We start from the raw sequence: 15001 nt of genomic DNA, 5'->3' as shown, positions 1-15001 counted from the left end.
TGTCGTTGAGCATAGGTTAGATAACGTATTGATGTCGCATCTTAATTATAATCATCTGTATTACTTTTGGATGGTGCACAAAAAGGGCTCTGTAGCGAAAGCGGCAGAGACCCTTTGCCTTACACCTCAAACTGTAACGGGTCAAATCCGAGTGTTGGAGCAGCGTTTAAAAGGCAGTTTATTTAAACGTGTTGGGCGTTCTTTAGAGCCTACAGAGCTAGGCGAGTTGGTGTTTCGCTACGCTGATAAGATGTTTAGCCTTAGCTATGAGATGCTCGATATTCTCAATTATCAGAAAGATAATAATATTCTTTTCGAAGTCGGTATCGCTGATGCGCTCTCTAAGGCGCTAGCAAGTCGAGTTCTGCTTACGGTTGTGCCGAGTGACGGCACTATGCAACTGGCCTGTTATGAGGCGACTCATGAGAGTTTGATGGAGCGTTTGCGAGCCCATAAACTCGACATGATCTTGTCTGATTGTGCGGGGGAGTCGTTAAAGTATCCTGAAATTTTGTCTAAAAAGTTAGGTGAATGTGGGGTGGGTTTTTTCTCTTCAGAGCTCTACAGTCAACCGTTTCCCGCTTGCCTTGAGCAAGGCAAGTTGTTGATCCCAGGTAAGCGAACTTCACTTGGTCAACAATTACATCATTGGTTTGATGAAAATGGTTTGGATATCACAATATTGGGTGAATTTGATGATGCGGCGATGATGAAAGCCTTTGGTTATTTTAAACAAGGGATATTTGTGGCCCCATCGATTTATAAACAAGATATTTTAGCTCATGGTATGCATCTACTTGGTGAAACCACCGATATTACCGAGGTATATCATGTGATGTTTGCCGAACGGATGATCCAGCATCCTGCCGTTAAACGACTATTGGATACGGATTTTACCGATCTTTTTGAAGGCAAAGATCTGCAAGTTCAGTTGCTATAAAAGATGTAAGCACATGATGTTGCTGGTACACTAGCGCCAACAATCAATAAGGGAGAAGTTGTGTGTCTGAACCAATGAAGATAGCTAGAGTAAGGTGGGCATGCCGCCGCGGTATGTTAGAGCTTGATGTATTGTTTCAACCCTTTGTCGAGGCGCAATATGAGTCACTCTCAAATCAAGATAAGGCGATATTTGTTCGTTTGTTAGAGTGTGAAGATCCTGAATTGTTTGCCTGGTTTATGGGCCATGAAGAGTGCCCAGATCCTGAGCTGGCTAAGATGGTTATTCAAGTTCGTGGTCGCCCTGCGCCATAATTTTTATCTTTGTGCTTCTTTTGAACAGCGATTATCGTTGGTCGTCTTTGCGGCTGTATGTCTAAGTTCCTTCTTAGCCTGGCCGCCAGTTTTCCCACTATGGTTTGTATTTATTAAGTGGTTTGTTATCACTTTAGTATGCTGTTTTTTTATCTATCAATGGTTCAGTTTAATACACTGGCGCTTAAATTTTTGGCTCGATGAGTCAGGCAATGCTGCTTTCATGGATAATGAGAAAAGCTATCGATTAAAACGTCTGTGGATTAGTCCCTTTGTGGTGTTATTTCAAATGACTGTGGAGCAAGAAAAGCATCTCATCGTCGTTTGGCGAGACATGTTAGACGACACAAGTTATCGTCACTTGTGTCGTCTTTTGCTGCGCTTTGGCTAGTAGAATATTAGTCTGGTAGCAGTATGGTTGGTAACGGATTATTACTTTTATTGGGGTGGTCGATGTTGTAATGCAAGCCGCGACTCTCTTTGCGTTCCATCGCGCAACGTATAATCAGTTCGGCTACCTGCACTAAGTTTCTTAACTCGAGTAAGTTATTACTGACTTTGAAATTACTATAGTACTCTTGGATCTCTTGTTGCAGCATGGCACAACGCCTCATTGCGCGCTCAAGACGTTTATCTGAGCGCACAATGCCAACATAATCCCACATAAAGAGTCTCAGTTCGTGCCAGTTATGTGCAATAACAACCTCTTCATCAGAGTTTGATACTTGGCTTTCATCCCAAGCGGGCAAGTCGTTAGGCATGGGGATTTTTGCCAGTTGGCTCTCGATATCTTCACCAGCAGCTCTTGCAAATACCAAACATTCTAACAATGAGTTACTTGCTAGTCGGTTAGCACCATGAAGGCCTGTATAGGCTACTTCACCTATGGCATAGAGGCCGTTGAGATCGGTTTGACCATGCAGATCTGTCATCACTCCGCCACAGGTGTAATGTGCCGCTGGCACGACAGGGATCGGGTCTTTAGTAATATCTATCCCTAACTCTAAACAACGTTTATAGATGGTTGGGAAATGTTTAATCACAAAGTCGGCTGGCTTGTGGGTAATATCGAGATAAACGCAATCAGAACCGAGACGCTTCATCTCATAATCTATTGCGCGAGCAACGATGTCGCGGGGCGCGAGTTCTCCGCGTTCATCAAAGTCTGGCATAAAACGGCTGCCATCTGGGCGACGTAAATAAGCGCCTTCACCTCTTAATGCTTCGGTCAATAGGAAGTTACGCGCATCGGCATGATATAAACAAGTGGGGTGGAACTGGTTAAATTCCATATTCGCCACACGACAACCTGAACGCCAAGCCATGGCGATACCGTCTCCCGATGCAATATCTGGGTTTGAGGTATATTGATAAACCTTAGATGAACCGCCAGTTGCTAGAGCGACAAAGCGTGCTTTTACGGTTTCTACATGCTCTTCATTGCGATTCCATACATAGGCACCAAGGACGCGATTACCTGGGCGATTTAACTTACGAGTGGTAATAAGATCGATAGCGTTATAGCGTTCGAGCACTTGAATATTTGGATGGTTAAGTGCGCGTTCTTGCAGGGTGACTTGTACTTCTTTACCCGTTGCGTCGGCTGCATGCAAAATACGTCTATGGCTGTGACCACCTTCACGCGTTAGATGATAAGGGGCATTGCTTATATCACCATCAGTCGTTTCCTCTTTATCAAAGGCAACACCACAGTGTATTAGCCACTCCATTGCGCTCTTAGCATTTTCAGCGGTAAATGTGACAACCTGCTCATCACATAGCCCCGCGCCAGCCACGAGCGTATCGGCGACATGGGATTCAATGGTATCCTCTTCATCGAAGACGGATGCGATACCACCTTGAGCATAATAGGTTGACCCTTCGCTAAGGGGGCCTTTGGAGAGTAAGATAACTTTCGTTTTTTCAGCCAGATGCAATGCTAAAGTTAGACCTGCAGCACCGCTACCGATAACCAAAACGTCAGATTGGTGTTCAACTACTTGTTTCATCGGGTATCATGGGTAAGTTATGCGAGTATCGTCTATGGTAAACCAAGACTGAAATTATGGATACAGGCAAGGCCTTAGAAAATAAATTCATATTTCGCAAATTTTTTTAGAACTTTTTCGGTATAGGCTAGTCTACATATGTGAATATGATTCGAGCGACTGAGAAATCAGCATTTTAGATTTAGGAGTAGTCGGCTCGGATGAGTGGACAAATAAGCGATCAACAGTTAGTTGAACGAGTTCAGCAAGGAGATAAAAACGCTTTTAACCTGCTGGTACAAAAGTACCAGAGTAAAGTCATTAACCTGATTGCACGTTATGTGCGTAATCAGGCCGATGTGGCAGATGTTGCTCAAGAGGCATTTATTAAAGCCTATCGCGCATTGCCAAATTTTCGAGGTGAAAGTGCTTTTTACACTTGGTTGTACCGTATCGCAGTTAATACTGCGAAAAATCATTTAGTGGCACAAGGCAGGAGAACACCTGCAAACGATGTCGATGCCGAAGAGGCCGAATACTACGATGGTAGCGATGCGCTTAAAGAGTTTGCCTCTCCAGAGCGCTTAATGTTATCGGAAGAGATTCGCAAAGTGGTGTTTGATACGTTAGATACGTTGCCAGAAGAATTGAAAATGGCTATCTCGTTACGAGAACTCGATGGGATGAGTTATGAAGAGATAGCTAATGTGATGGAATGTCCCGTTGGTACGGTGAGATCTCGAATCTTCCGAGCCCGTGAAGCCATCGACAAGCAGTTGCAGCCTTTGCTGGAACGATGAAAGTTTTATCTCAGTACATTAATTTTATATGGGTGATAAATGGATAAATTAGGTCAGGAATGGGTATCCGCTGCCGTCGATGGTGAAGTCGATGAGCAGGTATTGGCTGAATTAGCGGCTGATACGGATTCACATCAACAGTGGCATGATTATCATATGATAGGCGATGCTATGCGCGGTGAGTTGCCACAGATGGTCGATCTCGATCTTTGTGCCAACATTGCTGCCGCTCTTGAAGATGAACCTACAATTATTGCACCAAAGCGAGTTGAAGCGACAGAAGCCGCTCCGGTACGTAAGTTGGCCAGTGTTATCCCTATGTTCAAGCAGTTTGGTCAATACGCTATTGCAGCAAGTGTTGCGCTTGTAGCTGTTGTCGGTGTGCAAAATTATAATCAGTCTCCAGAGCAAGATGCCTCGCCATTGCCAGTGCTTAATACGCGGCCTTTGATTGGTAGTGCATCTCCTGTGAGTCTGCAAACGGGCCCTGTACAACAAAACCAAAGTTATACTAACGAGCGAGTGATGGAGCAACGTCACCGTATAAACACTTATATTCAAGATCATATGTTGCAACAAAGATTGAATAATAGTGCAAATATAGACGACAATAGCGATACCACACCGATCCCGGTTAATCACTAAAAGCTATTGGTACTGGTCACTGCAGTTATAATCATTCAGATGGTCAGTCTTTTTTAAGGAGTTAGCTTGCGTCTTATCTGGTTGGCCCTGTTAGTCCTCGGACTTCCCGTGACCGCACGGGAAGATATGTCAGCTAAAGCTTGGTTAGATAATATGAGCCAAGCTTTGCAGACTCAAGAATTCAAAATGTCTTTGATCCATTTGCAAGCGGATCATATTCGACCTCTCGTATACATTCATGGTCAAGTTGAAGACCAAGAAGTTGCTTTTTTAGAGCATTTAAATGGCCCCCCAAAAAATGCGGTGAGAGTAGGCTCTAAGGTGACTTTCATCGAGCATGATCAACCCGCTTATAGTGTCTTAGCCGATCGTATTCAAGGTGTATTGCCTCCAGCGTTCGCTGGTGATATCAGCGTGCTAGAAGAGGGTTATCAATTTGTCCTCGGTGGTCGTAGCCGCTTAGCGGGTCGTCCAGGGCAGTTAGTGCGCATTATCCCTAATGATGAAAATCGTTACGGGTATCAAGTTTGGTTAGATATGGATACATATTTACCGCTGCGATACGACATGCTTAATTTAGACAAGCAGTTACTAGAACAGATAATGGTGGTTGAGCTTATAGTGCTCGACGATGCACCATCGATTTTACGCGAAGCATACAAGGCAGAATGGCCTGAGGTGATGCCACAGCCCCAACGTGAAAAAGCCGATAATTGGCAATTTAAGTGGTTGCCACAAGGTTTTAAAATTTTGGTTCGAGATAATCATAGATTAATTGGCAGTCACGAAGCTGTTGAATATATTTCCCTAAGCGATGGTATGACTCACATCTCTGTTTATGTTGCTCGCGCTGGTGAGACGGCAATGCCGGAAGAGTTAATGACTCGTAATGGTTTATCGTTAGCGAGCGAACGTGTGGGTAATGCCGAAGTTGTTGCTGTGGGTAAAGTCCCTGTCGGAACGTTAATTCGGATAGCAAAGAGTCTCACAATAGAGTGATAGCAAGATGATGGAAGAGGTCGCCACTGTTATTCGCAGCGGCAATGACGGTTGGGTAACCGTTGAGGTAAAAGTTAAAAATGCCTGCAACCATTGTGACAACAATGAGTCTTGCGGCACTTCTGCTGTATCAAAAGCCTTCTCACCTAAAGTGCAGCGTTTTTCTGTGCCCTCAAATGAGCAGTATAAAGCTGGTGAACTACTTAAGCTTGGTCTTCCTGAAAGCGTGATTTTAAAAGCGGCTGCAATCGTCTATTTATTACCTTTAGTTGGTTTGTTTATTGGTGCGGTTTTCGGTCAGCTGTTTATGCCGCTACTCGATGTTGCTGCGAGCGATGGATTAACTATTGGGTTCGCCCTGCTAGGAGCTACAGCGGCGTGGCGTGTTGGCCGACGTTGGGCTAAGGTGCTAGAGCAAAATAGTCAGCCAGTTATCATCGCGCGTCTTGGTCGTGGTCTGGTATAATCCATTTCGTTCTCAACACGCTAATATTTGCTTTCTCTTTATGATTCCAATTGGTATTAGGTCGGTGATCGGGTACAATTCGGCACTTTTAGATAATTTTCAACTTTGAGTTTAGTCATTTCGCACAATGAAGCATATTAGAAACTTTTCGATTATTGCCCATATTGATCATGGCAAATCAACCCTTTCTGACCGTCTTATTCAAGAATGCGGTGGCTTGTCTAACCGTGAGATGGCGGCACAAGTATTGGATTCAATGGATCTTGAGCGTGAGCGTGGTATTACCATTAAGGCTCAGAGTGTAACGCTCGATTATAAAGCCAAAGATGGTGAAACTTACCAGCTTAACTTTATTGATACTCCTGGCCATGTGGATTTTTCCTATGAGGTTTCACGCTCCCTCGCTGCATGTGAGGGCGCTCTGCTAGTCGTGGATGCTGGCCAAGGTGTAGAGGCTCAGACCTTAGCAAACTGTTATACCGCATTAGAGATGGATCTTGATGTTGTTCCTGTATTGAACAAGATCGATCTTCCTCAAGCCGACCCTGAGCGTGTAGCAGAAGAGATCGAAGATATCGTGGGTATTGAAGCCACCGATGCGGTTCGCTGCTCTGCTAAAACGGGTTTAGGTATCACCGATGTTCTTGAAACTATCGTAGCCCAAATTCCTCCTCCAGAGGGCGATCCTGATGCGCCGCTGCAAGCACTGATTATCGACTCATGGTTTGATAGCTATCTTGGCGTTGTATCGTTAGTGCGTATCAAGAACGGCAAGCTCAAAAAAGGCGATAAGTTTAAGGTGATGTCTACAGGGCAAACCCATACCGCTGACCGCGTAGGTATATTCACGCCAAAGCAAACTGATACTGGTGCATTAAATACCGGTGAAGTAGGGTTTGTTATCGCGGGTATCAAAGAGATCCACGGCGCACCGGTTGGTGATACTTTAACCTTGGCAAAAAATGGCGCTGAAAAGCCGCTCCCAGGCTTTAAAAAGGTTAAACCTCAGGTTTATGCTGGTGTATTCCCTATCTCGACCGATGATTATGAAAACTTCCGTGACGCGCTTAATAAGTTAAGCCTCAATGACGCCTCTTTGTTCTTTGAACCTGAAACATCATCAGCACTTGGCTTTGGTTTCCGTATTGGTTATCTCGGTCTATTGCACATGGAGATCATTCAAGAGCGTTTAGAGCGTGAATACAACCTTGATTTGATCACCACTGCACCAACGGTAGTCTATGAGGTGGTAACGACGAAGGGTGAAACCATCTACGTTGATAATCCATCTGATCTTCCTGCGATGAATAACATCGAAGAGATGCGTGAGCCGATTGTTGAGACAAACATTTTGGTACCCAAAGAGTATTTAGGTAATGTGATCACCCTTTGCGTTGAAAAGCGTGGTGTACAAACCAATATGGTGTATCACGGCAATCAAGTGGCGATCACTTATGATATGCCGATGGCTGAAGTGGTCATGGATTTCTTTGACCGTTTGAAGTCAACCAGTCGTGGTTATGCGTCACTGGAATATAACTTTAAACGTTTTGAGCCTGCCGATATGGTGCGTTTAGATGTGTTAATTAATGGTGATCGTGTTGATGCGTTAGCTATGATTTTACATAAAACGAATGTGCGTTATCAGGGCTTAGCGCTTGTGAATAAGATGAAAGAACTTATTCCAAGACAGATGTTTGATATTGCGATTCAGGCTGCTATTGGTAGTCAAATTATTGCGCGTTCTTCTGTGAAGGCATTGCGTAAAGACGTGACGGCTAAATGTTACGGCGGCGACGTATCACGTAAGAAGAAACTGCTTAACAAGCAGAAAGAGGGTAAGAAACGCATGAAGCAGGTTGGTAATGTGGAAGTACCACAAGAAGCCTTCCTTGCGGTACTTAAGCTCAACGAATAATCACTATTTCGTTAATAATTGTTAATAGTGATAGATATTAGGCGCCGCGGTTTGCGGCGCTTTCTTTGTTACAGTATAAATGAGCTATTGAGGCGTCAGACTGGTTAGTCCGATGCTGATATTCTTATTTCGCAGGAGTTAGTTAGCTATGGCAGCTTATTTTTCCCTCATCTTGGTATTGGTGACAGTCAGTAGTGGTTTGATCTGGTTGTTCGACGCGATTGTGCTCGCACCTAAGCGCCAACAGAAGCTCGCTATTGCGCAAGCCTCCGAGGCTAATATTAGTGAAGAAAGCGCTGAAAAAATTGTTCGTGAATCAGCTATTGTTGAAACCTCGCGTTCCATTTTTCCAGTTATCGCTTTTGTATTGATTTTACGTTCGTTTATCTATGAACCATTTCAGATTCCATCTGGTTCGATGATGCCAACACTGTTAGTCGGCGATTTCATCTTAGTTGAGAAGTTCAGCTACGGGTTAAAAGATCCTGTCTGGCGCAGTAAGTTGGTTGAAACTGGCAAGCCTGAGCGTGGCGATGTTGCGGTATTCAAGTATCCTGAGAACCCTAAAATTGATTACATTAAACGAGTGATTGGTTTGCCAGGGGATCGTATTGTTTATCGTAATAAAGATCTCTATATCCAAAAAGCGTGTGCTGAAGGTGAAACGACTTGCCCTAAGCTTGAAAAAATTGAGCGTGTGGGTGTCAATCAAGGCGAATTTAGCCAAGATAATATCCCGTTATTACGTTACAAAGAGCAGTTAGGTGACGTGACCCACGATATCTTGATTAACCCTGGACGAGGTGAACCCACTTCTTACTATTTCCGTGAGAACAATCTTGCTGTGGGTGAATTTATTGTACCTGAAGGCCAATATTTCATGATGGGTGACAACCGCGATAACAGTACCGACTCGCGTTTTTGGGGATTTGTGCCAGAAGCAAACTTAGTGGGCAAAGCGGTGGCTATTTGGATTAGCTTCGAGTTTGACCGCAGCAAGAGCGACTTTTTGCCAACATGGATCCCAACGGGTGTGCGTTTTAATCGTGTAGGCGGAATTGTGTAATATGGAACCGATTAAAAACCTGCCGCGTTTATGCCGAACATTAGGTTATGAATTCAATAAGCTAAGCCTTTTAGAGCAAGCTTTAACTCACAGAAGTGCAGCAAGTAAACACAATGAACGCCTCGAGTTTTTAGGTGATTCAATTCTGTCTATTGTGATCTCGGATGCTTTGTATCATCAGTTTCCCAAGGCGACCGAAGGTGACTTGAGTCGTATGCGTGCTACGTTGGTGTGCGGCAAAATGTTGGCGCAAATAGCTAAAGAATTTAAGCTCGGAGATTACCTCAAACTCGGTCCTGGCGAACTTAAGAGTGGTGGATTTCGCCGTGAATCCATTTTAGCTGACGCGGTCGAAGCGATTATTGGTGCTATCTATCTCGATGCCGATCTCGAAGCTTGTCGAGTATTAGTGTTAAATTGGTATAAGACGCGATTGGCCGTCATTGAGCCGATTAATCAAAAAGATCCCAAAACCCTGCTGCAGGAACACCTGCAGGGCTTTAAAAAACCTCTACCGGTATACAAGGTTGTCAATATTAGCGGAGAGGCTCACGCGCAAACTTTTACAGTTGAATGTAAAATTGAGCAATTAGATAAAGCGGTCGTTGGCATAGCCAACTCCCGTAGAAAAGCGGAGCAGATTGCCGCAGCAGAAGTTTTGGAGCGTATTAAACGATGAGTGATCCTAAAAAGCCGCAAAGCAGTAACGAACCGAGTTTAGACGAGCTGCTTGCTCGTATGAACAGCGGTACGAGTGCCAGCGAATATGCTGTCACCTACTGTGGTATGGTTGCTATTGTTGGCCGCCCAAATGTGGGTAAGTCGACACTACTCAATAAGCTTTTAGGGCAAAAAATTTCAATTACCTCTAAGAAGCCGCAAACTACGCGTCACCGTATTATGGGGATTCATACCGATGGTCCTCGCCAAGTGGTATTTATCGACACGCCTGGTTTGCATATAGAAGAGAAGCGCGCCATTAACCGTTTAATGAACCGCGCTGCATCGAGCTCCCTTGCTGAGGTGAGTCTGGTTGTTTTTGTTGTCGATGGCCTTAACTGGACCGCCGACGATGAGATGGTACTTAAAAAGCTTCAAAGTCGTGATGATGGTCGTAAAACAGTACTGGCCATCAACAAGGTGGATAACATCAAAGACAAGGAGGCGTTATTCCCGCATTTGCAGGAGCTTGCGGCTAAATTTGAGTTTGATGAAATTTTGCCAATATCAGCGACTCAAGGCACCAATGTGCAGCGTATTATGGATATGGCGGTTGAGTCTGTTCCAGAATCGCCTTTCTATTTCCCTGAAGACTATGTTACCGACCGCTCTCAAAAGTTTATGGCATCAGAAATTGTGCGTGAAAAGCTGATGCGCTTTTTGGGCGATGAATTGCCTTACGATGCAACGGTTGAGATTGAACAGTTTAAGATGATGGAAAATGGCGTTTATCAAATTAATGCCTTGATCTTAGTTGAGCGCGAAACTCAAAAGCGTATGGTGATTGGTAATAAGGGTGAACGTATTCGCACGATTGCAACTCAAGCGCGTTTGGATATGGAAGTCTTATTCGATAACAAGGTGTTCTTAGAGGTTTGGGTTAAGGTTAAATCTGGTTGGGCCGATGATGAGCGTGCGTTAAGATCATTAGGCTATGGCGAAGATTAACCATCAGTAACGTGATGATCTGAGGCCGAGATGAGGGATTGCAACAAGGTTTGCGGTTTATTATCTTGGCCTTTATTGTAATGATTGATAATAAGCGAGCGAGGATAGATGCTGCGGGGATATGTGTTACATACTCGTCCTTACAAAGAGTCGAGCGTTCTCGTTAATTTATTGGTCGATGGTCATGGACGTATCGATTGTGTTGCGCGTCTTGGTAGTGGCAAGTCATCAATTAAGAGTATTCTTCAGCCATTTCAACCTCTGCTGTTTCAACTTTCTGGTCGCAGTAGCCTTAAAAACTTGTATCAAGTTGAAGCCGCGAGTCCGGCAGTGCCTATAAGTGGCGAAGTTAGCTTTGCTGGATTTTACTTAAATGAATTATTGGTGCGTTGTCTCTCTGTTGAACACGGGGCCGAGCAGCTGTTTTTTACTTATCATAAAACCTTGATGGCAATGGCAGCGGGATTTAATCAGGCGCAGCTAAGGTCATTTGAGATTGAACTCCTAAAAGAGCTGGGGGTGATGCCATCGTTAACACTGGATGTTACGCAATCTCCTATCGAGGCTGATTTCTATTACCGCCTGTTATCGGATGAGGGTTTTTCTACTGCACTTGGGCCTAAATCTAATCACTATAGTGGTGAGTTGCTGCTGGCTTTAGAGACTGGAAAATTGCAAGAGTCTGATTTTAAACAAGCTAAGCGATTAATGAGGCAACTGCTCTCGGCTGTACTTGGCGATAAACCACTCAAGTCGCGGGCCTTGTTTAATAAAGGCATCAAAAAATCATCTTATAGCAAGTAATTTGCTTGCCTCTGGCGCAGTTTCGACTGGTTTTTCCTTTGTGGCTTAGTACAATAAGCGCCAACCAATCTACAATCACTTAATATTCTTAAAGGTTAGGTACATACCATGGGCCGTATTCATTTGGGCGTTAATATCGATCACATTGCAACCTTACGTCAGGCTCGTGGTACTAGCTATCCAGACCCTGTCCATGCCGCAGCCGTCGCGGAGCATGCAGGGGCTGAAGGTATTACCGTGCATCTACGTGAAGATCGACGTCATATCTGCGATCGCGATATTTATCTGCTTGCTAAGACGATCAAGACGCGGATGAATTTTGAAATGGCCGTGACTGATGAGATGCTCGATATCGCCTGCGAAGTTAAGCCGACTTATGTGTGTTTAGTGCCTGAAAAGCGTGAAGAGTTGACCACTGAGGGGGGACTGGATGTTGCTGGGCAACAGGATAAGATCCGCGCTGCTGTTTCCCGTTTGGCTGCGCAGGGGATTAAGGTTTCGTTATTTATCGATGCAGATAAAACACAAATCGATGCCACTGTTGACGTAGGCGCCCCAGTGATTGAGCTACATACAGGTTGTTATGCTGACGCCGAGACCGACGAAGCGCAGGCTAAAGAACTTGCGCGTATTACTGAGATGGCCACGTATGCCCACGGTAAGGGATTAGTGGTTAATGCTGGCCATGGACTCCACTATCACAATGTGAAGCCGATAGCCGCGATCCCAGAGCTTTATGAGCTTAATATTGGTCACGCAATTATCGCCCGTGCGTCTATCGATGGTTTAGACACTGCAGTTCGTGATATGAAGCTGTTAATGATTGAAGGGCGTAACGGCGAGTAAATTGCTGGAAGTATAGGCTACGAGCTAATAGCTAACAGCTACTAGTCACGTGCTTATCAATGTTTTCGTTGAGTGTTGGGCCGCCACTGCTCAATTTTTTAAGGAATAGTCATGATTGTCGGTTTAGGTACAGATATCGTTGAAATTGAACGTATCGAACAAAAGGTACCTCAAGCGGGCGATCATGATGCGCTCGCTCAATGTCGCTTGGCCAAACGGGTGTTAACCCCGTTTGAGCTTTCGATCTTTGTTAACGCCACCCAACCGGGACGTTACCTAGCGAAACGTTTTGCAGCCAAAGAGGCTGCGGCTAAGGCATTAGGTACAGGAATAGGCCGCGGTGTATCGTTCCAGCATATTGAAATAAGTAATGATGCTAACGGCGCGCCTTTAGTGAGTTTCAATGCTGGTGCAGCTGAGCGATTAACTTTGTTAGGTGGTGTTAAAGCCTTCCTATCCATTGCCGATGAAAAACATTATGCCACCGCGACTGTGATTATTGAGTCATAGCGGAAATTTGAAGAAAAATTATTAGTCTTTTTTCTTATAGAGGGCTTTAGGGGTTAACAGCTTTCGACTCGATTGCGACCGTTTTTTTTGGCTTGATATAGTGAGTTATCAATACGCTGAAAGACGGTTTCTATTGAATCTGTACTATTATATTCGGTCACACCAAAACTGCAGCTAATGTATAAATTGGGTTCGAACTCATATTGGCTGATAGTGCTTCGTAATTTCTCTGTCACCTCCAGTGCGTTTTCTAGTGTTATTTCAGGAAATATAATAACAAATTCTTCTCCACCCCATCGAGCGAAGCAGTCTTGCTCTCTAATATTTTTAGAGACTAGCCGACAGAGCTTTTGCAGAATAAGATCACCTTTATTGTGACCGTAGGTGTCATTGATGTTTTTGAATAAATCTATGTCAAACATAGCCAGTGATAATGGGTGATTATATCGTTTTGACCGTAAGATCTCTTTGGTTAATTCGACTTCAAAACTTCTTCTATTGGCGATAGAGGTGAGCGGATCAATATTGGATAGCAGAGCTACTTGTTTGATTTTATCTTCAAGTTGCTGATTTTTAATTTTAAGTTCTCTAGCACTTATCTTTATCAAACTTTCCAATGATATCGTGCCCTGTAGTGCCATCTCTTTGAGTTTGTCGGCTTCTTGTGCTGCTAATTTCTCATCATGAATATTCTGATGAGCGCCAATCATTCTCGCAACTGTGCCGTCAGCTTTATAAGTCTGGATTTTGGCATGATCCAATATCCATAAGTAACTATCATCGGATTTTTTACATCGGTATTCGATCCGGTATTGATTAGACTCTCCATTGATATATTGCTCAAAGTGGGTCATCACTCTGTTATAGTCATCTGGATGAATGATGTTTTCCCATGTAAATACATTCTCTTGCAAGGATTTTTCATCGTAACCTAGCATTCGATACCAGCCTGGACTTCTTATTACTATCCCTGTTTTGGCATCCCAGTCCCAAGTCCCTTCCGCTATCAGATCTAAGATGGCGTTGAGTGTGAAGTCAGATTCGGCAAGGGTGTTATGTTTATAGGTATTTTTCATAGAATACTGATATAAGATCGGCCTTGTTCTTCTTTAATATAGTTGAAGCTACCAACATAAAACAGTGAGCTTTCGGTTTTTCTATTTTTAACTTTTGTCGAGGAAGGCTTTAATAAGGTGCTGAATTTTTAATGATAACTTGGGATCCACTCTTCGGGTAAAATTTGAATCTTGAGCCTATGATTTAAGCGGTAAATGAGCTAGGTTAGAGATAATAAAAGGGGCTATCGAGACTCTCATCGATGAAGTCGGGCAAGGATAAGTGTTTGCATCGGTGAAGCTGTCATTCATGTGAGACAATTTCGTCTCTTCATCTCGATAGGTGTATTTCGTTTAAACGCCGTGCCTGCAATTGAGCATAATAAAAATAAATTCATCAAATCTGGGAGTGCAAAATGAAATCCGCTGTAGAGCAGCTAGCGACTTATAAGAGTGTGCACCTCAATCCAACCAATATTAAGACTCACTTCGTTGGGATCCCGCTGATTATTTGGGCTGCATTTGTGATGCTAAACACTATTCCTGTTAATTTTTTAGTTCTTGAGGATTCAGGCTTAGTATTCAACGTTGCCGGATTATTCGCTGCAGGTGTACTCATTTACTATTTTAAGTTGCATGCGAAATTAGCGATTGGATTGTTACTTTTTATCTTACCTGTATTGTACAGCTCATATCTGGTTTCTAGATTAGACGAGGTTTGGATGATTGCTATTGGTGTCTTTGTGGTTGGCTGGGTATTTCAGCTTATAGGGCACAAATATGAAAAGGCGAAGCCTGCGTTTATCGATGATTTGAATCAGTTGTTAATCGGCCCGTTTTTCTTGATGGCTGAGGTTTATTTTATGCTGGGATTGGAGTCTGAGCTGGATAAAGAGATCACGCCGTTGGCAATAGAAAAGAGGCGTAGTTTGACAAAGTTGAATTCTGCTAACTAATGTCGCTGCGCTCCTGTATGCCCAAT

At 43.8% G+C, this 15001-nt stretch carries 17 protein-coding genes; 15 read left to right on the top strand and 2 right to left on the bottom strand.

Going from position 1 to position 15001, the window contains the following annotated elements:
- Positions 1-31 precede the first annotated feature (31 nt).
- From nhaR to K0I62_RS19345, 3 genes are all read left to right on the top strand, one after another.
- Positions 32-940, top strand: a complete 909-nt coding sequence (gene nhaR / locus K0I62_RS14845) for a transcriptional activator NhaR (protein WP_220068845.1) — start codon at positions 32-34, stop codon at positions 938-940.
- A gap of 74 nt (positions 941-1014) precedes the next feature.
- A complete protein-coding gene (locus K0I62_RS14840) occupies positions 1015-1254 on the top strand; it encodes an FAD assembly factor SdhE (RefSeq protein WP_220071407.1) in 240 nt (79 codons plus the stop codon).
- Positions 1187-1645 carry a protein YgfX gene (locus K0I62_RS19345; RefSeq protein ID WP_350354792.1) on the top strand — a complete coding sequence of 153 codons (459 nt, stop codon included), beginning with the start codon at positions 1187-1189 and terminating at the stop codon, positions 1643-1645. Before K0I62_RS14840 ends, K0I62_RS19345 begins: the two co-directional genes overlap by 68 nt.
- A 7-nt stretch (positions 1646-1652) precedes the next feature.
- Here the strand turns inward: K0I62_RS19345 and nadB are convergent, their stop codons facing one another.
- A complete protein-coding gene (gene nadB / locus K0I62_RS14830; protein WP_220068843.1) occupies positions 1653-3263 on the bottom strand; it encodes an L-aspartate oxidase in 1611 nt (536 codons plus the stop codon).
- Positions 3264-3463: 200 nt separating this feature from the next.
- Between nadB and rpoE the strand changes: the two genes are divergently transcribed.
- The 11 genes from rpoE (at position 3464) to acpS (ending at position 12964) form a co-directional block, all read left to right on the top strand.
- Positions 3464-4042 (top strand): RNA polymerase sigma factor RpoE, encoded by a 579-nt coding sequence (rpoE, locus tag K0I62_RS14825; protein WP_220061687.1) that lies wholly within the window; start codon positions 3464-3466, stop codon positions 4040-4042.
- Positions 4043-4081: 39 nt separating this feature from the next.
- Positions 4082-4687, top strand: a complete 606-nt coding sequence (locus K0I62_RS14820; protein WP_220068842.1) for a sigma-E factor negative regulatory protein — start codon at positions 4082-4084, stop codon at positions 4685-4687.
- A gap of 66 nt (positions 4688-4753) precedes the next feature.
- The gene (locus tag K0I62_RS14815; protein WP_220068841.1) at positions 4754-5686 is read left to right on the top strand and encodes a MucB/RseB C-terminal domain-containing protein; all 933 of its coding nucleotides are present in this window, start codon (positions 4754-4756) and stop codon (positions 5684-5686) included.
- A 7-nt stretch (positions 5687-5693) separates the two neighbouring features.
- Positions 5694-6152 carry a SoxR reducing system RseC family protein gene (locus tag K0I62_RS14810; protein ID WP_220068840.1) on the top strand — a complete coding sequence of 153 codons (459 nt, stop codon included), beginning with the start codon at positions 5694-5696 and terminating at the stop codon, positions 6150-6152.
- A 127-nt stretch (positions 6153-6279) separates the two neighbouring features.
- On the top strand, positions 6280-8070 hold the full coding sequence (gene lepA, locus K0I62_RS14805; RefSeq protein WP_220068839.1) for a translation elongation factor 4: 1791 nt from the start codon (positions 6280-6282) through the stop codon (positions 8068-8070).
- A gap of 148 nt (positions 8071-8218) precedes the next feature.
- Positions 8219-9136 (top strand): signal peptidase I, encoded by a 918-nt coding sequence (gene lepB, locus K0I62_RS14800; RefSeq protein ID WP_220068838.1) that lies wholly within the window; start codon positions 8219-8221, stop codon positions 9134-9136.
- A gap of 1 nt (position 9137) precedes the next feature.
- Positions 9138-9815, top strand: a complete 678-nt coding sequence (rnc, locus tag K0I62_RS14795; RefSeq protein WP_220068837.1) for a ribonuclease III — start codon at positions 9138-9140, stop codon at positions 9813-9815.
- Positions 9812-10804, top strand: a complete 993-nt coding sequence (era, locus tag K0I62_RS14790; protein WP_220068836.1) for a GTPase Era — start codon at positions 9812-9814, stop codon at positions 10802-10804. Before rnc ends, era begins: the two co-directional genes overlap by 4 nt.
- A 108-nt stretch (positions 10805-10912) precedes the next feature.
- Positions 10913-11608 (top strand): DNA repair protein RecO, encoded by a 696-nt coding sequence (gene recO, locus K0I62_RS14785; protein ID WP_220068835.1) that lies wholly within the window; start codon positions 10913-10915, stop codon positions 11606-11608.
- Positions 11609-11716: 108 nt separating this feature from the next.
- The gene (pdxJ, locus tag K0I62_RS14780; RefSeq protein ID WP_220068834.1) at positions 11717-12454 is read left to right on the top strand and encodes a pyridoxine 5'-phosphate synthase; all 738 of its coding nucleotides are present in this window, start codon (positions 11717-11719) and stop codon (positions 12452-12454) included.
- A gap of 111 nt (positions 12455-12565) precedes the next feature.
- Positions 12566-12964 carry a holo-ACP synthase gene (gene acpS / locus K0I62_RS14775; protein WP_220068833.1) on the top strand — a complete coding sequence of 133 codons (399 nt, stop codon included), beginning with the start codon at positions 12566-12568 and terminating at the stop codon, positions 12962-12964.
- A 53-nt stretch (positions 12965-13017) separates the two neighbouring features.
- Here the strand turns inward: acpS and K0I62_RS14770 are convergent, their stop codons facing one another.
- Complete coding sequence (locus K0I62_RS14770; RefSeq protein ID WP_220068832.1) at positions 13018-14040, bottom strand: sensor domain-containing diguanylate cyclase; 1023 nt, start codon at positions 14038-14040, stop codon at positions 13018-13020.
- Positions 14041-14435: 395 nt separating this feature from the next.
- On the opposite strand from K0I62_RS14770, the gene K0I62_RS14765 reads away from it, so the two are divergent.
- The gene (locus K0I62_RS14765; RefSeq protein WP_220068831.1) at positions 14436-14975 is read left to right on the top strand and encodes an Mpo1 family 2-hydroxy fatty acid dioxygenase; all 540 of its coding nucleotides are present in this window, start codon (positions 14436-14438) and stop codon (positions 14973-14975) included.
- Positions 14976-15001 lie beyond the last annotated feature (26 nt).

The organism is Shewanella psychrotolerans, from assembly GCF_019457595.1.
Lineage (GTDB): Bacteria > Pseudomonadota > Gammaproteobacteria > Enterobacterales > Shewanellaceae > Shewanella > Shewanella psychrotolerans.
This window is presented reverse-complemented; position numbering and strand designations above follow the sequence as displayed.